Genomic DNA, 21,398 nt, shown 5'->3' with positions numbered 1-21,398 from the left:
TGTGCGCAATTGCATTCTTCTTTTCCCTCCGCCGGCATTACCCGGATCAGGTTTTATGGGTGTGATCTCAGCCCGTTTTATTAAGGCACCCCTAAAGATTTCGGTGCAAATATATATAAACCTTTTTAATAAATAAATGTTTACCTTTTATAAATTTTTTCTATATCTCACAATCCCGATGTTACAAAACGGGTTTTTCTTAGTCATATATGATATAAGAATAAATTAATATACCTTTGTAACATAAAATTTAAAAAAATATGAAGAAGTATACTTATTTTGCTGTTCTCTTTTCTCTGGTAGTATTATTCTCTTTTTCGTCGTGTTCGAAAGATGATCATTACTACTGGGATAGAGGGCGCTTGGATTATACAGCTGAATTAACAGTTACAACCAATAAGGTCTTTCAGACAAGTTTCAGAGTTTATGAAGATAATATCAGACTAAGAGGAAATAACAGATATGTGGAAATCCATGATATAAAATTTATCAGCGGCTATTCTGATATATATGTCTATACTGATGGATATATAGACTGGATGGATCTCCGTGTAGAAGGGACGAATGCTAAGCTACAATACGATGTTATACATTTCGATTTTCCTGTTCAGGATGAAACTGATCAAGCGCAGTATTTCCTTGATATGATGATAGAACAGATACGGCGTTATGGGTATGCTACTATTATAGTAGATGGCAAAGGAGATATAGATTCGGATTACGACATTGAATTTGGTGTAGATCTTGATCTTTATGTCCGTGAATAAATATGCCTGAGGATATCTCAAAGCCGCTATTCTCTACCTATCTCTCCGAGATACAACAAACAGATAGTTCCGACCTATCGTTAAGAAATAAATATATCCGACTGAAACGGATACTCGAAAGAAGCTGCAAGGAAATCACCGCAAGTGAGTCCTTGCAGTTTCCTTCTTTATTTTCGCGCCTTGTCTTCATCGGGCAAAAGTACGGGTTACCGAAAAATCTGGAATGGCAACTGCAAAACATACGGATAAAATCCTCTTTTCTTTTGCGAAGTGAAAAGAACCTTGTTTCACCCTCCCAATATCAGCAGGCAAAGGAAGCGCTTGAAAATTTCCTGTTATTTATCGATGGAGAAAAAAAAGATTTCGATTATGTAGAAGATACAGTTTTCGATTACCAAACACAAACCGAATCTGCCCTGCCAGATAAAATACGCGTACAGGTACTCGAAAGAGACAGGGATAACGAACTGCTTGTCTGCCAGTCTGATGCACAGAATAGTGAAACACTGAAAGTAAGATACAATGTATCGACTGTCAATCATATTTTCAATGAAACAATAGAGCGTCTGTGGATTGGAGCACAACTCAATCTGATAGATGCTAAACAGGACAGTTCGGGCTATTATATTCCCAAAATATTCGTATTGGAACCCGATTACCTGATAGATGCCTCTGCAATGGCCGAATGCTTTCAGTCGTATGGTAGTTCGTATCTTCATTATTTTCGCCGCAAATTCGAACCGAATGCCAATACTCATTATATCCTGCTGGGAAATCTGGCAAACTTCTTTCTGGACGAACTGATTTATGCAGAAGATGCAGCCAATATCGACTTCGAAGAAGTATTTATGAAATCGTTCCGCTCAATGCCGTTCGAATATGCTGCCTGCAAGGAAATCGCCGAAAATTCTGCTTTTAAGGAATTTATGGTAAAAGCACGCATGCAATTCGACAATATTAAACGGGTGGTAATGAACGATTTGCCTGTAACCGGATTCGATACGGCATCTTGCACATTAGAACCCTCATTCTTTTGTGAGAAATACGGTTTTCAGGGGCGACTCGACTTGCTACAACTTTCAGATGACGAGACGGGTATCGACCGCATTATAGAGTTGAAATCGGGCAAACCTCCCTATCCACGGGAAGATGTAACTAAGATATCGCCTAACCACGAAACCCAGACGGTTATCTATCGCCTGATGATACAAAGCGTGTTCAATAAAGATGCGCGGCATATATATCCTACGATACTTTATTCTGCTGCCGAAAATGCCGGGGAAAATCTGCGTTTTGCAGCCATATACCGGCAACTGGAAAAGGAGATTATTAATACACGTAATCTGATTGTGGCAACCGAACACGATTTATATACGGGAAATATCGCCACGGCAGAGAAAGTCTTTAGAACCCTTTTCAATATAGATAATTACGGACGCACACCCCAGTTCTTTATTGACAAAATGGCTGAAATGGAGAAAGTTATAGATAAGGCTACTCCACTTGAAAGGATGTATTTCTATCGCTATGTCGGTTTCATCGCCCGCGAACTTTATCTCCAAAAAGCAGGAGACGAAAACTACGACTCATCTATGAGTGTTTCCGCCCTATGGAACACAACTTTCGAAGAGCGGCAAAATGCCCTCGAATTGCTTGCTAACCTCGAGATAAAAGATATAGATGATAGCGGACGCGACATGGTTATTCGCTTCTATCGTACTAATTCAGCCGATTGCGTCAATTTCCGCGAGGGTGAAATATGCATTCTTTATCCGCGGCTAAACGATGAAGAATCTGTATTGACGAATCAGATTCTGAAAGGGATAGTAGTAAAGATTTCCTCGGACGAAGTTATTCTCCGTTTCAGGTATAAGCAGCGGAATAGGGAATTCTTTACAAAATACAAGTATTGGGCAGTGGAACATGACAAACTCGACCATAGTTACAATTCGATGTATAAAAGCCTGTTTGCATTCCTCTCCGCGCCACAGTATAAAAAGGACTTATTACTGGGCTTAGAAAGGCCCTCCTCTACCCTTTCGCCTGACAACGACAATCCTGTTATAACAAAAGAGGAGAAGCAGGAAAGCGTCATAAGAAAAGCATTATCGGCTGAAGATTATTTTCTGATTGTCGGTCCTCCGGGAACAGGAAAGACATCTATTTTTGCCCGTCAGTTGATCGAACGCTTTCATGAAAATCAGGATACCAATATTCTCGTCATAGCATATACCAATAGAGCTGTCGATGAGCTTTGCTCCTCTATCTCGAATGCATTGTGTGAAGATGAAGGCAGTTGCGATAAATATATACGTATCGGCAGTGAGTTATCCTGCGGCGAAACTTACCGCCACAGATTGTTGCAGAATATATCGCATGCTGCAAACAGCAGGAAAGAATTGCTGGATACTATTAGGAATACCCGCATATTTGTAGGAACACTGGCATCTGTTACAGGAAAGCCTGAATTATTCGACCTTAAAAGATTTTATGTCGCTATTATCGATGAAGCATCCCAGATTCTGGAACCGCAGATTATCGGACTTTTGCCCTTATTCGATAAATTCATTATGATTGGGGACCATAAGCAATTGTCTACAATTACCCTGCAAAGCGAGGACAAATCGAAAGTAGAAGAAAAAGAACTGAACGATATCGGATTGTATGATTGCCGCGAATCATTGTTTGAGCGGCTGTTCCGTATTTGCCAGAAACAAGGCTGGGCACAAGCTTACGATACACTGACGTATCACGGGCGTATGCACAGAGATATTTCAGAACTGGTAAACATAAATTTCTACGACAATTTACTTGTTACGGCTACTGAAAGACAGGAGATACCTTTGAATTTTCCTGTTTATGATATCCATGACAACTATCAGCTATTAGCAGCAAAAAACCGCGTATCTTTTATTCCCGTTAGGGAAACCGATAATACGGATATTTCGGATAAGGTGAATAGAGCGGAAGTTTATGTTATAGTCAATCTGACGAAAACATTACTGGAAATATACAAAGTAAACAACATTCCTTTCGACCCAGAACGGACACTAGGTATTATAGCACCTTACCGCAACCAGATAGCGCTGATAAAGCAAAAACTGGAAGAAACCGGCATACCGGAACTTAATAATATTATGGTCGACACGGTAGAACGGTATCAGGGTAGCCAAAGGGATATAATCATCCTGTCATTCTCCTTCAACAAGCCTTATCAATTGAAATATTTCAGCAATATGAACCGTGAGGGAACAGTAGACCGTAAGCTGAATGTTGCATTGACCCGCGCACGCGAACAGCTTTTCATGGTGGGGAATGATTATATATTAAATCAGAATCCGATCTATCAAAAAGTCCTGTGTAATATTCAGACATACAACGGATAAAAGCATCTTACGAACATTTTTCCTTAATTCTTGTAACCTTTATCTCTTTCCTGCGTCAAAACGGGCAATAATGGAAAGTAATATCATTAAATTTAAAACTATGAATAAGGGAAAATTTATATCCATGTATACTTTACTGGCACTCCTCAGCTTTATTTCATGTAATAATCAAAAAGAATCGGTATACGCCGATATTAAAAACCTCGGTAACGATACTGTGTTTGTTGAGTATCGTAGATTATCCGAGAAAGAAAATCAAGAGTATATAAAAGACACTGTTATTGCAAATGACGGCAAATTTTCTTATAATTTTCCTATAGAAGGTAAATACATTGTTGCTTTTAGTCCTAGTAAGCTTATAAAAACAGGATACTCAGGACATAAATATTCATCAGATAGATTATCTATAATCCAGTTTGTGAATACTTCCGAAAAAATAAAGATAGAAGGAGAAATAGAAAAAGATTATATTGATTATCATATTTCAGGCTCGGACATCGGTAAAGATTATGCGGAAACAAGAAATAAAAATAAAACTACGGGGCTTACGATAGACTCTTTGGAAATAGCAATCGAATACTATACGCATGGCCCGGGAGGTAAAGATACTCCGCAAGATTCTTTAATACAGGTTTTGTTTGATATAAGGAATAAAAAAAATAATGAAATCAGAGCCGAAGAACTAAACTTTATAAAAAACAATCCCGATTCGGAATTATCCGGATATTATCTGATCAATCAGCCTCTTGATTCCGTTGACATCTATTATAAAACATTATCTGAACCTGCTATAAATGGCTTTTTTAAACCACTTTTAGAAAAAAGAATTCAGCAAAGCCGGGAATATATCGCAATTAAGGAGAATAAGAAAAAGATAATTGAGGGAAAGGAAGCACCCGATTTTATTCTAAAAGACATGGAAGGAAAAGATGTACAGCTTTCTGATTTTCAAGGCAAATATGTTGTGCTGGATTTTTGGGGTAGCTGGTGCGGATGGTGTATTCATGGATTTCCTCGCATGAAAGAGTATTACAATAAATATAAAAATAAAGCAGAGTTTATCGGAATAGATTGCTATGATAAAGAATCAGACTGGAAGAAAGCGGTTATCGACAATCAACTAAATTGGACTCAGCTTATAAATGCAGACACAAAAGATATGGAAAAGAATGTAATCGTCCTATATGGTATTGAAGCATATCCTACAAAAATAATTATAGATAAAAACCGGATTATACAGGCTGTAGTCAGAGGTGAATCGGATGATTTTTATAAAAAATTGGATGAGATATTAAGATAGTAAACATATAATACTAAACTAAAAAACTCCGGCGAATACCGGAGTTTTTTGTATTTATACTTAATCAGAAAAATGTATCAACTATATTTTTTGCTATACGTATAAAAAAAGACATTAGTTAAACATTCAACTAAATATTTTGTTATACCTTTGCACACGAAAAATTTGAAGAGACATGATGCAAAAATTTGTACAGACAATATTGCAGACCCAGTCTTTCTACCGTCAGATAATCCATAGAAAAATACGCGAACACAATATAGATGTGACATTCGAAATGTTACATATATTGAGGTGTATGGACAGGGCCGGAAGTAAAGTAAACCAACAGGAACTGGCAAATCTGACGTTCAAAGACAAATCGAGCCTCTCCTATCTGATAAAGAATATGGAGAAAAGAGGGCTTGTAATACGGGAAGAAGACACTAACGACAAGAGAAACAAGCTTGTTGTACTCACATTTAAGGGTAAAGAAATGCACACACGTATAAACAAGATTATAAACGACGTGTATGCAAAACTGGAAGAAAATGTAAATCCCGAGCATATTGAGTTATGTATCGAGTATATGAAAGAATTTACCGGAACGAATAAGGAAAATTAAGTGAAAACAATATTACACATACTCATACTATTTTTTTGCTGCACACTCACCCTATCATCTCAAACGGCTTACAGGCTTACCGTCGGCGAACTTTTTGAACGAGGTCTGCAAAACAGTATTACCATACAATCCTCTATCGTAAAAAGCCAGATTTCGGAAGATAAAGTCGGACTGGCTAAAAACAGACGCTTGCCAGACATATCTGTAGGAGGGCTTTTCGGATATACGGGCACACCTGTAATCCTCGATAAGGATTTTTCATTTATGAAACGTTCCGATACTCCTGATTGGAAACAAAATTATCAGGTGACAGCAACCCAACCTATCTATCAGGGCGGGCGAATCAAAAACAATATAGAAAAGGCCGAACTCGAAAAGGAAATAGCAGAATTATCATTGCAAAAAGATAAATCGGATCTGAAACTCTGGCTAATGGGTAAATATCTCGACCTGTTTAATCTCTACAAGCATCGCGACGTATATACACAAAATATCGAGGAAGCTAAAACCCGCCTGCGCGACATAGAAAAAATGAAAGAGCAGGGTATGATTACAACAAATGATGTCCTGCGCAGCCAACTCGTACTTACCAATTATCAATTGGCATACAAGGAAACGGAAAATGATATAGCATTAATTTCGCAACAACTGGATATTGTACTAGGACTGGATGAATCGACTATACTAGAACCCGACTCGTCATTACTGAAATCGCGTCCCGAAATAAATATGGAAAACGATTATGTTCGTCAGGCTTATACGCAATATCCCGACCTGAAAATAATGGAAAAGAATATCGCACTGGCGCAAAACAACCTGAAACTGACAAAAGCAGATTATTTGCCAACTCTTTCTTTACAGGCGAGCAATACACTGGCACGACCGGTTCCGAATATTTCGCCTGCACAGGATTTATATATGAATGCGTGGGGCGTTACCCTCAATTTGTCCTATCATATTTCGTCACTCTTCGACAGGAAGCATAATACAAACGCTGCCAAAAGCCTGATACAATTGGAGGTACTTGCACAGGAACAGCAAAAGCAAAACATCCGAACAGATGTAAAATTGGCTTACGTAAAGCATCAGGAAGCGTTGGACAGAATCGATGCGCTGAAAAAATCGGTAGAGCAGGCCAATGAAAATTACCGCATTGTAAAAAATAAGTATTTTAATCAACTGGCTATACTCACCGACCTTTTGGATGCAAATAATGTACAACTGAATGCCGAACTGGAATTGACGGCAGCAAAAACAAATGCGATATACACTTATTATCAATTACAAAAAGTCAGTGGAAATTTATAATTATGGATACAGACAATTCACAAATATTAGATAAGCAACAGGAAAGAGAAGCTTATCTGAAACTGAAAAAGAAACGTACACGGAATATTATCCTCAATACTATCAGCATATTGCTGGCATTGGGAGGTATTGCATGGGGTGTCAGTTTCTTTATCCGCTACTATCGCTACGAGATTACAAACGATGCCACAATAGAGCAATATATAACTCCTATCAATTCACGTGTAACAGGCTATATAAAAGAAGTACGCTTTACCGAACACCAGTGGGTGAACGAAGGCGATACGTTGTTGATAATAGACGACAGGGAATTCAAAATAAAGGAAATGGACGCCGAAGCTGCGTTGATGGATGCGAAAAGTTCTTCATCTGTCTTATCTTCTAATATAGCTACCTCTTCCACCAACATAACCGTATCGGAAGCTAACATAGAAGAAGCCAAAGCCCGTCTGTGGAAAGCAGAACAAGACCTGAAACGCTATAAAAACCTGCTGGATGCCGAATCGGTTTCACAGCAGCAGTACGACCAGATAAAAAGTGAGTATGATGCTCAAAGCGCCCACTACAACGCTATGTTGCGGCAAAAGGAATCTTTGAAATCAACTTCTACCGAAGCTAGCAGAAAGCAGGGAAATGCGGAAGCTACAATTCTCCGGCGCGAAGCAGACCTTGCCATGGCAAAATTAAACCTTTCGTATACAACTATCACTGCTCCGTACAGTGGATATGTCGGCCGCCGTACCTTAGAAGCAGGGCAATTGGTACAGGCAGGGCAGACCATCACCAACCTGATAAAGAACGATAACAAATGGATTATTGCCAATTACCGCGAAAAGCAGATTGAAAACATTTACATCGGTCAGGAGGTGAAAGTAAGGGTAGATGCTATCAGCGGCAAAGTATTTAAAGGAAAGATTACTGCCATATCGGAAGCTACAGGAGCAAAATATTCGATGCTGCCTACCGACAACTCGGCAGGAAACTTTGTAAAGATACAGCAACGTATTCCTGTCCGCATCGACTTTGAAGATATTTCAGCCGAAGATATGCAGAAACTCCGTGCAGGGATGATGGTGATTACGGAGGCTATAAAGAATTAGGAGAAGATTTATCTATATAATAGATAATTAGTTCTTTGAAATGGTTATTAAGCATACTTGAAAGTAAAATAGTGTAGATATGTAACCTTTGTAACTTTTGTACTCTCGCAAAGACGCAATGGCGCAAAGAAAATGGAGTAGCAATAATTTATTTAATGAACGAAAATAGGAAAATCTGTTACTTTCGTTACCTTTTAACAATATATAGTTAAAAAATGCAAAAAATATTAGTCATAAATCAGAGTGTTGTTTTTTTAGCTTTGTGTCATTTGCAAATCGGCACATTTACTAATTGGCACATTATTATTAGTTACTTTCGTTACTTTTTAACATAATACAGTTAATTAATGTAAATAAATCAGATATAAGATGATAATCCCCGTAATACGCACAACGACTATCAGCCCGTTCAGGCACTGGGTTCCCGGATGGCTTAAGGTGGTTGTAGCTATCATTATACTGATACCTGTAATGCTCGTCAACGGGGCATATACAGGTAGCAATATAGATATATCCAGCTACCTCGGGGTATTATCGGAAGATATCAATATGGCATATTATGCTTCATCGGTGGGTATGGCTGTCGCATATTTGGTTATACCCAAAGTGAAGCCGATTGCTACGGCAAAAACAATAATTCTTGTTGTACTCCTCTTTCAGGTTCTACTTAGTCTGGTATGTGCTGAAACCAATTATATAGAAGTTATCATTGTCTGCAGTTTCTTTATCGGATATTTCAAAGCCTTTTCATTGATAGAAACGATAAACATTCTGATGCCTGCATTCAGTCCAAGTGGTACGCGTAATGAATTCTATGCTAAATTTTATCCGATAACCCTCACCTGCGGGCAACTATCGTTGGTACTTACTGCCGAATTTGCCTATATCTACAACTGGCAGTATATGTATTATTTCATGATATTAATGTTGCTTGTAGCCATTGTAGCAGTAGTAATCTGCATGTCTTTTGCAAGACGGCTTGTACGTATTCCTATCAAAGATATAGACTGGCTCAGCCTGTTTCTGGTTTCAGTTTGTTTTATGGCAATTATCTACGTGGCTACATACGGCAAAACAAAAGACTGGTTTACATCGGGCAGTATAATTACAGCTATTATATTAATTCCGCTCACCGGTTGGCTCTTCATCCGGAGGCAGTTCTCGGATAATCCGTTTGTGGATATGAGCGTATTGAAGAACAGGAACTCGGTAACGGTTTTTCTTTTGTCTTTTCTATTGATGTTCTATGCATCATTTAGCATCCTTATTTCGTCTTATACGACTAATGTATTAAGACTGGATAGTACACATGTAAACGAATTATATTTATATATGATTCCCGGTTTTATTGTCGGCGGAATTATCTGTTACTACTGGTTTATGAAGGAAATCCGCATGACATGGCTCATACTCTTGGGATTCGGATGCTTTACGCTGTCGATTGCCCTTCTGTATTTTCAGATTGCTCCGAACGGATTATACGAAGACCTCTATGTATTGATGTTTCTGCGTGGATTAGGGATGCTCGTGCTCTTTGTCGCTTTCGCTATATATGGTATTTACGGACTAACTCCAAAACAACTTATATATAACGGATTCTTCCTCATCTCTACTCGCTCGGCGCTTGCTCCGGCTGTAGGTGCATCGATACTTACAAACTGGCTCTACCGCCTGCAACAACAAAATGTAAGCGTTCTATCCGAAGGTGTGGATATGCAGAATACATTGGCAAACAGTCAGTTTACATCGTCTGTAAATACAGCCCTTTCGCAAGGCTGGAGTTTGGAAGAGGCGCAGAAAATAGCTACGAATCTGCTTTATCAGAAAATACAGATACAGGCTGTCACCGTAAGTATAAAAACAATTGCAGGATGGATGCTGATTCTGGGAATCATTTTGTTAGTAGGTATAATACTTTATTTTTTACAATTTAAGCCTGTAAGATTGATGAAGATGGGCAGCGATATGTCGGGATAAATCAATGTATTAATGAAATAATGTGCCGATATGCCAATTAATAAACGAAATAAAAAACTCCGGCAAATACCGGAGTTCTTCATCTATATCATTGGCATATTAGTTCATTGGCATATTGAATAATTATTTCTTATTCACCCTGAAACGCTCGTTGCCATTCTTGATGAAATCGACAATCTGGTTTGCAGCGGCTATACCTGCATTGGTATTTGCCTCGGCTGTCTGTGCGCCCATTTTCTTAGGAGTTGAGAAATAACGGCCTGCAAATTTCTCCGCCATTTCTGCATGATTTCCCGGCATGATATCGGTAACATATTTGAAGTCCTTACGGTCTTCCATCAGTTTTACGATTTCAGCCTCATTGATGACCTCTTTACGCGCCGTATTGATAAGCAATGCATTCTTAGGCATCTTATTCAATAACTCATAATTGATAGAGTTCTTTGTCTCGGCTGTTGCAGGTATATGCAATGAAACAAACTGGCATGTAGTATATAAATCCTCTGCCGAAGCAACAGCTTTTACACCTTCTTTTTCAATAGCTTCTGCTGTCAGGAACGGGTCGAAAGCATAAACTTCCATACCGAATCCTTTAGCTACACGGGCAACATTTCGTCCTACATTACCATAAGCATGAATACCCAGCTTCTTACCCATAAGTTCCGTACCCGATGTTCCGTTGTAGAAATTACGTACGGCATATACAGCAAGTCCGAGAGCCAGTTCGGCTACGGCGTTGGCATTCTGCCCCGGCGTATTCATTACGCAGATATTATTGGCTGTAGCAGCATCGAGGTCGATATTATCGAAGCCTGCACCTGCACGCACAACAATCTTCATATTCTTTGCCGCATCCAATACTTCTTTATCGAATATATCGCTGCGAATAATTGCTGCATCTGCTTCTGCTACAGCATCCAGCAATTGTTTCTTTTCTGTATATTTTTCGAGCAAGACTAGTTCGAAGCCTGCTTTTTCAATTACATCACGAATACCGTTTACTGCTTCGGCGGCAAATGGTTTGTCTGTTGCTATTAGTACTTTCATTTAAAAAAGCTTTTAGCCTTTAGCCATTAGCCATTAGCTTCGAAAAAGCATTGGCATATAGGCATATCGGCTCATTAAACAATTATTTTGAAATATTCTTCTCAAATTCCTGCATAGCAGCAACTAACGCTTGCACACCTTCGATAGGCATTGCATTGTATATAGAAGCGCGGAAACCACCTACTGAACGGTGACCTTTCAGTTCGCATAATCCTTTAGATTTTGCAAACTCAAGGAAAGCAGCTTCGTTACCTTCATATTCCGAAGAAAGTACAAAACATACATTCATCAATGAACGGTCTTCTATAGCGCATGTTCCTTTGAATACAGGGTTGCGGTCTATTTCATTGTAAAGCAATTCCGCTTTCTCTTTGTTGCGTTTGTACATAGCCGACACACCACCGTTAGCTTTCAGCCATCTCAGCGTCTGCATAGCTGCATAGATAGGCACTACCGGAGGCGTATTGAACATTGAGCCGTTTTCGATATGTGTTCGGTAATCCAGCATTGTCGGTATCTGACGGGTTACTTTTCCAAGCAGCTCATCCTTAACAATAACGAATGTCACCCCTGCAGGAGCAAGATTTTTCTGTGCACCACCGTAAATCAAAGCGTATTTGGAAACATCTACCGGACGTGAGAAAATGTCCGATGACATGTCTGCCACCAATGGCACCGGAGAATCTATATCCTTATGGATTTCAGTACCGAAGATTGTATTATTAGTAGTGATGTGAAAATAATCGGCATCGGTAGGTATCACATAATCTTTAGGGATATATGTAAAGTTGGCTGGTTTTGATGTTGCAACTTCAACAACTTCTCCAAACAATTTAGCTTCTTTCAGTGCTTTACTGGCCCATGTACCTGTATTGAGGTAAGCAGCTTTCTTCTCCAACAAATTGTAAGGAATCATACAGAACTGGAGGCTGGCACCGCCGCCAAGGAAGATTACTGAATAACCGGCAGGCACATCTAATAATTCTTTAAACAATTCTACAGTCTCGTCCATAACCGCCTGAAAGTCCTTTCCGCGGTGGCTCACTTCCATCAGTGAAAATGATGAGCCGTTGAAATCCATTATGGCTTTTGCTGTTTCCTCAATGGTCTGTTGAGGAAGAATTGAAGGTCCTGCACTAAAATTATATTTCTTCATTATTATAAAATTTAGGTAATTAGTATTCTTCTATCTCGTTTTTAAAGTCCTCAAAATTAGTAATTATATCTCAAACGAGAATATATTGAATAAAATAATATTAACTTTATTTCAATCCTCATATCAAAATGTTTTTAGCCAGATATTTTTACCTGAATTTTCAATAAGATAATGTATATATTTCATTGTTTTTATATATTTGCAATTGACAAAAAGAAACTTCTTTTTGTTGAAAATTCTCTGTAAAAAGATATATTGTATCACCTTATAATAAAGATTTAAGAACCATGGCCGTTATTAAACCGTTCAAAGGAGTAAGACCACCGAAAAGTATTGTTCAGGAAGTAGTTTCACGTCCTTACGATGTATTAAGCTCACTCGAAGCCCGCCTCGAAGCCGAGGGAAATGAAAAATCGCTGTATCGCATCATCAAGCCGGAGATTGATTTTGAAGAAATGATAGACGAGCATCATCCTGAAGTTTATGAACGGGCTGTCGATAATTTCAATAAATTTCAGGAAAAAGGCTGGCTTGTACAAGACCCCGAAGAATACTACTACGTTTACGCTCAAACAATGAATGGCAAAACACAATACGGACTTGTAGTCTGCTCACATGTGCAGGATTACATGAATGATAAAATAAAAAAGCATGAGCTTACCCGCCGGGATAAAGAAGAAGACCGGATGAAGCATGTGCGGATAAACAACGCCAATATAGAACCTGTATTTTTCGCATATCCTGATAATAAAGAACTGGATGCGATTGTTCAGAAAGCTATATCCGAAGTTGCCGAATATGATTTCACCGCTGCAGACGGTGTCGGTCACCACTTTTGGGTAATAAAAGATAAAGAAGATATAAACAGGATTACGGAATTGTTTGCTGCCATACCATACTTATATATTGCTGACGGACATCACCGTTCAGCGGCCGCGGCGCTGGTGGGTGCTGAAAAGGCAAAACAAAATCCAAATCACAAGGGAGATGAGGAATACAACTACTTTATGGCTGTATGCTTCCCCGACACCCAGTTGAATATAATCGATTATAATCGCTTAGTAAAAGACCTGAACGGATTGACTACTGCCGAATTCCTGAAAAAATTGGCAGAGCACTTCACTGTAGAAGAAAAAGGCTCTGATATTGCTCCTCCGACAGGACTTCACACTTTTTCTATCTATCTCGACGGCAAATGCTATAGCCTGATTGCCAAAGCAGGAACATACGATGATAACGACCCTATAGGCGTATTGGATGTAACGATTTCTTCAAAATATATCCTCGATGAGATATTAGGAATAAAAGACCTGCGCTCTGATAAACGAATCGATTTTGTCGGCGGTATCAGAGGGCTGGGTGAGTTGAAGAAACGTGTAGACAGCGGAGAAATGAAACTGGCTATCGCCCTCTATCCCGTAACAATGAAACAATTGATGGACATTGCTGACTCGGGGAACATTATGCCTCCTAAAACCACATGGTTCGAGCCGAAATTACGTTCGGGATTGGTGATTCATAAACTGGACTAACTAACCTTATATATAATAGTTATAAGCCGATTTTGAATTTTTATTCAACTTCGGCTTTAATTATTTGTTAATAATAAAAACTATATTTGTCAAAATATATAAAACCGTATTTAATGATTATCAAGCATTTCACAGACAACGATCTCTATAAGTTTTCAGTAATGATGGCCATTCAGCGCCTTTACCCCTGGGCATTTGTAAAATATGCCTTTACGAATAGAGGTAAAACAGAATTCCCTGAAGGCTTCGCCGAAAGAATGCGTGAAGAAGTCGCAGCTATGGCAAAGCTCAAACTGACAAAAGAAGAAAAAGCCTTTATCAAAAAAAGGTGCTATTTTTTCGACCCTGTATTTATCGATTTTTTAGAAGGTTTTACATACAAACCTGAAGAAGTAACTATCACGCAAAATGGCGGCGAACTCAGTGTGGTAATTGAAGGTTATTGGTACAGAACCGTACTGTGGGAAGTTCCACTACTAGCTATCATTTCCGAATTATATTTCCAGATGGCAGGGGCCGTACCTCAAGGTGTGACTGAAAAAGCAAAGGAAAAAGCGATAGCTTTGGCTAAAATGGAAGCCGACTTTTCCGAATTCGGTACACGCCGCCGCTTTTCGTTCAATGTACAGGATAAGGTTGTCGGTGCATTGCAGGCAAATTCCGGTGAATATTTCAAAGGCACGAGCAATCTTTATCTGGCAATGAAATATAATACGACACCAATAGGCACTATGCCTCACGAATGGTTTATGTATCACGGAGCAGTATTCGGCTATCGTTCTGCAAATATAAAAGGGCTGGAAGCATGGGTAGATGTATACGACGGTAGCTTGGGGATAGCCCTCACAGACACCTATACTACGGATGCCTTCTTTAATTCGTTCAGCCTAAAACAGGCGAAATTATTCGATGGTGTAAGGCATGACAGTAGCGACCCTCTGGTCTTTGCCGATAAAGCTATAGAATTTTACGAAAAAAACCGTATAGACCCTACCTCAAAAACGCTCGTATTCAGCGATTCGTTAAATCTGGAATCGGTAAAAGCGATAAAAGACCACGTGGCAGGACGTATGCATGATACATATGGTATCGGTACATTTTTCTCTAATGATGTAGGCGCGAAGCCACTGAATATAGTTATAAAACTGACTGATGTGAAAGTACATAAAAAAGATGCGAATTACCTCAAAGCCGTAAAACTTTCGGATGTTGCAGGGAAGCATACAGGTGATGAAAAAGAAATTGATTTGAGTTTGAGGACTTTGGGGCTTGAAGAATAAAATTAAAAAATTTATAACGTAACAGCATAAAAATATTTATACAAACTTATGAAAAAGACCATTATTATAATGATTATTATTTTTACTAAAATACCCTTAAGCGCCATGATTACAGACATTAAAAACATAAAAAGCGTGCAACCCGAGGCTTTAAAGGAAATAGGCATTGGCTCTCAATCTGACTTTAATAAACTAAATGGTACACTTAACAATATATTAAAATCTTTATCTCCTCAAAACAATACAATATTGAAAGTTTCTTTCAAAGCAGGCGTATATAAATTTAATGATCAGAACAAAATCAGTTTAACTTCGTATGATTATCCCAATACTGTTATTGAGTTTACTACCGAATCCCAAAATCAGAATACCATTATTATATCGGACGGTGACGAATATACTATAAATGATAAGATTGGAGAAACCGAAACTCATTATAAATGTTTACTAAAATCAGAATATATAAAAGGAACTGTATTTGTAAATGAAAATTTTAATTTATTATACACAGGAGATACTGGCTTTTTGTCATCGAACAAGATAAACAGAGCGAAATCGAATGTGACTGTTTTCGATTCTTTAAAAAAGATTGCACGATTTAAGTTGCCGGACGAACTTTCGTTAATTAAAAATAAAGAGGCTGATTATTTTAGTAATTCTATCTTATTCTATAAATCATGGTATACTTATAAATATGGGACTATTCTTAGATCTGACGACGAATTTATTTATTTTCAATATGACAATACAATGAATTTAGACAGTGACTACTCGTTCGCTAAAGAATTTCCGCTGTTTTACATAACCAATATTGCAGATGCTATAGAGAAGAATAAAGTAGCTGTTATAGGTGATAATATATATATACCCAAAAATGAAAACAAAGTTTTTGTCTGTAATTACAATAAATTACTAACCATAAAAAAAACAAACTTTAAGAAAATATCAATTAATGGCCTCACTCTCGCTGGCAGTTCGCTTTTCATTTTACCTTATAATGGAGATAAAACCAATCTTTTCGATTTTTCCGATAGCAACAATATAGAAATCAAGAATAATACATTTAAAAATATAGGGAATGAATTTGTAATAAAAATTTCATCAAAAAATATCGGTTATCCTAAATCGGAAACTGCCACTTCTAATTATGTAAATATTTCTAATAATAATGTATCGGATTGTTATGGGGGAATGTTCCTTTCATCTGCATGGAACACAAGTGCCACCAATAATAATACATCCAACACTTCTATATTTAATAAATTCCGAGGTGTAATGATTGTCACATCCAAGAATTTTTACATAGCGCAGAATAACATTTCAAATTACGGAGGTTATTACGGAATTACCTCTACGGGTTATAAAACTGCTACTAATGAAAGATCAGGAATTATGGAATATAACCATATTTATTTTACTGAAGATTATAAAGAAAATTATTTGCGTAATACTGTTATGGATGGTGGGGCCATATATATATATACTCATCAGGATAATACAATCTGCAGATATAATATTATCCATGGTATAAAAGGGCGCAGAGATTATCGAGGCATATTTTGTGATGATGGTGCATATAATTTCCAATTGATAGGAAATCTGATATATGATATCAGCGGATATACAATAGATAGCAGATATGTTCCGTGGAAATCTAATGTTAACTCTGAAGGATATCCCACAAATGTAAAAAATACAATAAAAGACAATATCCTATACGGTCCATATAGATTTCAAGGTAATCCACAATATCCGGCATCCTGTAAAAAAGGAACTAATTATGTAGCTTTAACCACATTAATATCTAAAGCTACTACAATTAGCAATGTGGATTCATTAGGACCGGATATCAATATTAATAATACCTATGCTAAAACATTCCAAGGAACCGATTTTCCGGATTTTATAAGATCTTATATAAAAAACAACCAATCCGGACTAAAAATTAATAAATAATATGTTTATATCTACTGATCAGTCATTAGTTCAAAAACCCGGTCATACCCCCATTTTTCATCGACCTCATCATCCGATGTGAATACATTCTGCCACTTGAAATTCCGCACTTCTATCCTTTTCGATGCTGCCCCGTTCCAATCGACGGTAAAGCCTGCTTCTTTCAAGGCTGATACAACCTTGTTACCTATTATTATAGCCTCTTTATCATTCTTTTCTTTTTCTCCGTAAAAACCAATATAAAGAGTTCCTGTTTTAATCACTCCCTCAAGATCCTGCCCATGATAATAACAATAACCGGTTGGTTTTATACCCCCGTCTTCGAGGTCTTGCCACATATCCTGAATATCATATATTGCTTCCGACTGTGTATATCCGGTATTATGCAAAGCCAATATCTTTTGCTCACATAACTTATCAAATACTGCATGTAATTTCTCCGTGTCGGTAGGATGCTGCCAATTCTTACTGGCTTCAACATTTTTATCATATTCTTTCTTTATGATTTCCCTTACCCATTCTTCGGATACTTCATTCTCCCAGCCCTCGTCTTCTATTGATTCGAGAGTACTGTCAATAATATCTTCCAGCGATTCAAAACCTGATTTTATACTAATCAGGAAATGGTCGTAGAGATATTTCTCATTTTCTGTCATAGTGTAAAAATTGAAATAATATTATATCGTATATTTTCGTGCTTAATCGAGCCTCATTATATTTGCACCGAGTTGATTCAGACGAACATCTATATTCTGATATCCCCTATCTATCTGATCGATATTATGAATCGTGCTTTTACCATCGGCGCACATAGCTGCTATAAGCAGTGCAATACCTGCACGTATATCAGGCGAAGTCATAGTTGTGGCACGCATAGGACGCTTGCCTGTACCAATAACGGTTGCTCTATGTGGGTCGCAAAGAATTATCTGTGCTCCCATATCGATAAGCTTATCAACAAAGAAGAGACGGCTTTCAAACATTTTCTGATGTATCAGCACACTGCCCTTTGCCTGAGTAGCCACTACAAGTAGCACACTGATAAGGTCGGGAGTAAGGCCCGGCCACGGGGAATCGGCAATGGTGAGAATAGAACCATCGATAAATGTATCAATTTCATATTCTTTCTGCGCAGGAATATGTATATCATCTCCTTTTCTTTCAAGCTTAATACCTAAACGACGGAATGTATCGGGAATAATTCCAAGATCGTCATATGCTACATTTTTTATGGTTATCTCTGATCCGGTCATAGCAGCCATACCGATAAAACTACCGATCTCGATCATATCGGGTAAGATACGATGCTTTACTCCACCTAGTGACTTAACTCCTTCTATACGGAGAAGATTAGAACCTACACCGGATATTTTTGCTCCCATCTGATTCAGCATCTTGCTCAACTGCTGCAAGTACGGCTCACAGGCTGCATTATATATAGTTGTTTCACCTTCTGCCAATACGGCAGCCATGAGTATATTGGCTGTACCTGTAACCGAGGCCTCATCGAGCAGCATATATGTACCTTGCAGTTTATCTGCTGTAATATTATATATCTGTTGAGCATCATCATATTTGAAGTCAGCACCAAGTTTTTGAATACCGATAAAGTGTGTATCCAGACGGCGGCGGCCGATCTTATCGCCTCCCGGCTTAGGAAGCATGGCCTTGCCGAAACGGGCTACCAAAGGGCCGATAATCATTACCGAACCGCGTAGGGAAGCGCTTTTCTTCAAAAATTCAGGAGTTTGAAGATAATCAATATTTACGTTTTCAGCCTTAAAAGACCAAGAATCTTCGCTTAGTCGTTTTGTTTCCACACCCATTTCAGACAAAAGTGCAATAAGGTTATTTACATCCAGAATGTCGGGTATATTTTCAATAATAACCTCTTCGGGTGTAAGCAATACTGCGCAGATTACCTGTAATGCTTCGTTTTTTGCTCCTTGTGGAGTAATTTCACCTTTGAGTTTACAGCCCCCCTCTATGATAAATGATGCCATATTTTTCGAGTTATAAGTTTTATTAGTTAAAAGATCAACTAAGAATTTGTATGTGATTTAAAATATTCTTACTTCCGGTTCCAGTTCTATATCGAATGTGTCTTTTACTGCTTTTTGTATTTCCTGCTTAAAGCGCACGATATCATTCCCGTTTGAAGAGCCGTAATTTACAATAATAAGGGGCTGATACGGATATGTACCTATATCTCCTACTCTTACACCCTTATAACCTGCCCTGTCGATAAGAAAAGCCGCGGATGTCTTTATTGAACCGTCTTTCTGTAAAAATGCAGGCAATTCCGGAAAATCTGCCTTTATTTTATCAGCTTTTTCCTGTGTAATATATGGATTTTTGAAAAAACTACCCGCATTAGGCAAAACCTTTTCGTCGGGAAGTTTACGCTGACGGATACGGATAACTGCATCGCGAACATCCTTGATCGTAGGCTCATCTATATCTTCAAGTTCTTTATTCAGGTCGAAATATTTCGGTGTATAAACAAATGTCCTCTTCAAGTGGAAAACAACAGATATAATACAGTATTTGTTTGTCCGCTTAAATATACTGTCACGGTAACCGAACTCACATTCAACATTGGAAAATGATACACTTTCTCCGGTTTCCATATCGATGGCTACTACCTCACGAATTACATCTTTTACTTCCGCACCGTATGCACCGATGTTCTGGATGGGAGCCGCACCTACCGTACCGGGAATAAGCGAAAGATTTTCAATTCCGACAAATCCTCTTTCAACGCAATAGGCAACAAATTCATCCCAGTCTTCGGATGCATTTACTTCGAGAAATATATCCTCGTCTTCTTCTTCATCGTCGGATATTTCGCGCAATCCTTTTATTTGAGGATGAATGACGAGCCCATCAAAGTCTTTTGTAAAGAAAAGGTTACAACCTCCTCCTATAATAAGTTTCTTCTCATCGGGATAATCTGATAAACACTGTCGAAGCTCTGCAACACTGGTGGGCTGACAAAATATTTTTGCTGTAGCTTCTGTTTTAAACGAATTGTAATTTTTTAGTGAACTTTGCCTATAATAATCCATTTTGGAAATAATTGGTTCGACATAATCCTGTTCAACGCTTTCGCCTGAACAGGAAAAATAATATGGCTAAAATAGCCAGCACTCCGGCAATGATCAAAATGGTTTGCCAGTGTGACATCACAAATTTAATAATAAAGATGAGTGCAACAACAATTGCAACGATAGCAATTACCTGAATAGTCCGTTTTATTATTACTTTCCGGTGTGCAGCACGTTCTTCATCACTCAATTGTGCGTCTTCATCATTTGGATGTATATGTATAACAGGGGCTTGTTCGTTTTCTTTTACTGTTGCCTCCAATTCAGAATCCGGTTCGGTTTCCGCATCGGAAATCAAAGAAGCGTCTAACCTTTCTTCCGATACTAATGTTATAGCTGATTCTTTACTTGCGTGCAAATAATCTTCATTAAAAATTTCCGAAGAATATTCCAGATCAGCCGCATCTATATCTTCCTGTTGATAAATATTTTCATCTTCCGTATGTATAATTTCCATCGGTATATCATCTACAGAAGTAGTATACTTAAGTTCGTTTTCAAGATCAGGATCGGCAACCTCTATATCAGACATTTCCTCCACTTTGTTGCTTTCCTCTCCCTCTTCTATTTTTAACGGTTCATCTACAGGAGGAATAATAATAGTGCCCGGATTTACAGTACTTGTATCGGCCAAACGGATAACGGAATCGACACGTGATGAAGCTACTTTCGTATCAAAATCTTCGGCTTCAACCATTTTTATAAGTTCGTCTTCTATAGCCGGATATTTTATCATCAGCGTCTGGCAGGCATTAGCAAAGTCACGGAAGCGCTGGATTTTATCGATTTTAATCCTAACCTCCTCTCCGCTACCCGTTGATATATCGAGTATCTTATCTGCCAAAACTGCCTTTAAACGTTCCATCCTAAACTAAAGA

The 21,398-nt window shown here is 38.2% G+C and carries 16 protein-coding genes and 1 riboswitch; of the genes, 10 read left to right on the top strand and 6 right to left on the bottom strand.

Translation table 11 applies throughout. The annotated features are described in order from the left end of the window. Positions 1–6: 6 nt before the first annotated feature. Positions 7–103: riboswitch (TPP riboswitch) on the bottom strand. Between the two features lie 157 nt (positions 104–260). From K348_RS0106460 to K348_RS0106430, 7 genes are all read left to right on the top strand, one after another. Beyond that, entirely contained in the window at positions 261–767 is a 507-nt protein-coding gene (locus K348_RS0106460; protein ID WP_029904115.1) for a hypothetical protein, read from the top strand. A 2-nt stretch (positions 768–769) separates the two neighbouring features. Next, on the top strand, positions 770–4,153 hold the full coding sequence (locus K348_RS0106455) for an AAA domain-containing protein (RefSeq protein ID WP_029904114.1): 3,384 nt from the start codon (positions 770–772) through the stop codon (positions 4,151–4,153). 100 nt (positions 4,154–4,253) lie between these two features. Continuing rightward, on the top strand, positions 4,254–5,453 hold the full coding sequence (locus tag K348_RS19540) for a peroxiredoxin (protein ID WP_304412637.1): 1,200 nt from the start codon (positions 4,254–4,256) through the stop codon (positions 5,451–5,453). Between the two features lie 175 nt (positions 5,454–5,628). Further along, positions 5,629–6,057, top strand: a complete 429-nt coding sequence (locus K348_RS0106445) for a MarR family winged helix-turn-helix transcriptional regulator (RefSeq protein ID WP_029904112.1) — start codon at positions 5,629–5,631, stop codon at positions 6,055–6,057. Continuing rightward, the gene (locus K348_RS0106440; RefSeq protein WP_029904111.1) at positions 6,058–7,365 is read left to right on the top strand and encodes a TolC family protein; all 1,308 of its coding nucleotides are present in this window, start codon (positions 6,058–6,060) and stop codon (positions 7,363–7,365) included. It abuts the gene before it with no gap. A gap of 2 nt (positions 7,366–7,367) precedes the next feature. Next, positions 7,368–8,465: an HlyD family secretion protein gene (locus K348_RS0106435; protein ID WP_051697668.1), complete on the top strand. Its 1,098-nt coding sequence runs from the start codon at positions 7,368–7,370 to the stop codon at positions 8,463–8,465. A gap of 369 nt (positions 8,466–8,834) precedes the next feature. Continuing rightward, a complete protein-coding gene (locus tag K348_RS0106430; protein WP_051697666.1) occupies positions 8,835–10,442 on the top strand; it encodes a transporter in 1,608 nt (535 codons plus the stop codon). Between the two features lie 123 nt (positions 10,443–10,565). Here K348_RS0106430 and K348_RS0106425 read toward each other — a convergent pair whose 3' ends face one another. After that, on the bottom strand, positions 10,566–11,489 hold the full coding sequence (locus K348_RS0106425) for a 3-phosphoglycerate dehydrogenase (protein WP_029904104.1): 924 nt from the start codon (positions 11,487–11,489) through the stop codon (positions 10,566–10,568). Between the two features lie 82 nt (positions 11,490–11,571). After that, positions 11,572–12,645 carry a 3-phosphoserine/phosphohydroxythreonine transaminase gene (gene serC / locus K348_RS0106420; protein WP_029904102.1) on the bottom strand — a complete coding sequence of 358 codons (1,074 nt, stop codon included), beginning with the start codon at positions 12,643–12,645 and terminating at the stop codon, positions 11,572–11,574. Between the two features lie 287 nt (positions 12,646–12,932). Here serC and K348_RS0106415 point away from each other — a divergent pair, with 287 nt between their 5' ends. The 3 genes from K348_RS0106415 to K348_RS0106405 all read left to right on the top strand — a co-directional run bounded on the left by K348_RS0106415 (position 12,933) and on the right by K348_RS0106405 (position 17,413). Next, entirely contained in the window at positions 12,933–14,177 is a 1,245-nt protein-coding gene (locus K348_RS0106415) for a DUF1015 domain-containing protein (protein ID WP_029904100.1), read from the top strand. A 113-nt stretch (positions 14,178–14,290) separates the two neighbouring features. After that, positions 14,291–15,457, top strand: coding sequence for a nicotinate phosphoribosyltransferase (gene pncB, locus K348_RS0106410; RefSeq protein ID WP_029904098.1), 1,167 nt, complete (start codon positions 14,291–14,293; stop codon positions 15,455–15,457). Positions 15,458–15,505: 48 nt separating this feature from the next. Further along, positions 15,506–17,413: a right-handed parallel beta-helix repeat-containing protein gene (locus K348_RS0106405; protein ID WP_029904096.1), complete on the top strand. Its 1,908-nt coding sequence runs from the start codon at positions 15,506–15,508 to the stop codon at positions 17,411–17,413. Positions 17,414–17,424: 11 nt separating this feature from the next. On the opposite strand, the gene K348_RS0106400 is transcribed toward K348_RS0106405, so the two are convergent. Genes K348_RS0106400 through K348_RS0106385 form a run of 4 tightly spaced genes read right to left on the bottom strand, consistent with a single transcriptional unit; the run spans position 17,425 to position 21,385 of the window. Continuing rightward, on the bottom strand, positions 17,425–18,069 hold the full coding sequence (locus K348_RS0106400) for a hypothetical protein (RefSeq protein ID WP_029904094.1): 645 nt from the start codon (positions 18,067–18,069) through the stop codon (positions 17,425–17,427). Positions 18,070–18,111: 42 nt separating this feature from the next. Further along, positions 18,112–19,416: a UDP-N-acetylglucosamine 1-carboxyvinyltransferase gene (murA, locus tag K348_RS0106395; protein ID WP_029904092.1), complete on the bottom strand. Its 1,305-nt coding sequence runs from the start codon at positions 19,414–19,416 to the stop codon at positions 18,112–18,114. A 57-nt stretch (positions 19,417–19,473) separates the two neighbouring features. Next, positions 19,474–20,481, bottom strand: coding sequence for a UDP-N-acetylmuramate dehydrogenase (gene murB, locus K348_RS0106390; protein ID WP_029904090.1), 1,008 nt, complete (start codon positions 20,479–20,481; stop codon positions 19,474–19,476). A 31-nt stretch (positions 20,482–20,512) separates the two neighbouring features. Further along, positions 20,513–21,385, bottom strand: coding sequence for a transmembrane domain-containing protein (locus K348_RS0106385; RefSeq protein WP_029904088.1), 873 nt, complete (start codon positions 21,383–21,385; stop codon positions 20,513–20,515). Positions 21,386–21,398: the final 13 nt, after the last annotated feature.

The sequence above is a fragment of the Prevotella sp. 10(H) genome, assembly GCF_000711235.1.
Classification (GTDB): domain Bacteria; phylum Bacteroidota; class Bacteroidia; order Bacteroidales; family Dysgonomonadaceae; genus Dysgonomonas.
The sequence above is the reverse complement of the archived record's forward strand: the minus strand, read 5'-3'. Positions and strand labels throughout refer to the sequence as shown.

Coding starts and splice junctions, on each gene's coding strand:
- K348_RS0106400 (WP_029904094.1), bottom strand. CDS start 18,069: ATGACAGAAAATGAGAAATATCTCTACGACCATTTCCTGATTAGTATA.
- K348_RS19540 (WP_304412637.1), top strand. CDS start 4,254: ATGAATAAGGGAAAATTTATATCCATGTATACTTTACTGGCACTCCTC.
- K348_RS0106430 (WP_051697666.1), top strand. CDS start 8,835: ATGATAATCCCCGTAATACGCACAACGACTATCAGCCCGTTCAGGCAC.
- pncB (WP_029904098.1), top strand. CDS start 14,291: ATGATTATCAAGCATTTCACAGACAACGATCTCTATAAGTTTTCAGTA.
- K348_RS0106455 (WP_029904114.1), top strand. CDS start 770: ATGCCTGAGGATATCTCAAAGCCGCTATTCTCTACCTATCTCTCCGAG.
- K348_RS0106425 (WP_029904104.1), bottom strand. CDS start 11,489: ATGAAAGTACTAATAGCAACAGACAAACCATTTGCCGCCGAAGCAGTA.
- K348_RS0106385 (WP_029904088.1), bottom strand. CDS start 21,385: ATGGAACGTTTAAAGGCAGTTTTGGCAGATAAGATACTCGATATATCA.
- murB (WP_029904090.1), bottom strand. CDS start 20,481: ATGGATTATTATAGGCAAAGTTCACTAAAAAATTACAATTCGTTTAAA.
- K348_RS0106460 (WP_029904115.1), top strand. CDS start 261: ATGAAGAAGTATACTTATTTTGCTGTTCTCTTTTCTCTGGTAGTATTA.
- murA (WP_029904092.1), bottom strand. CDS start 19,416: ATGGCATCATTTATCATAGAGGGGGGCTGTAAACTCAAAGGTGAAATT.
- K348_RS0106435 (WP_051697668.1), top strand. CDS start 7,368: ATGGATACAGACAATTCACAAATATTAGATAAGCAACAGGAAAGAGAA.
- K348_RS0106415 (WP_029904100.1), top strand. CDS start 12,933: ATGGCCGTTATTAAACCGTTCAAAGGAGTAAGACCACCGAAAAGTATT.
- serC (WP_029904102.1), bottom strand. CDS start 12,645: ATGAAGAAATATAATTTTAGTGCAGGACCTTCAATTCTTCCTCAACAG.
- K348_RS0106405 (WP_029904096.1), top strand. CDS start 15,506: ATGAAAAAGACCATTATTATAATGATTATTATTTTTACTAAAATACCC.
- K348_RS0106445 (WP_029904112.1), top strand. CDS start 5,629: ATGATGCAAAAATTTGTACAGACAATATTGCAGACCCAGTCTTTCTAC.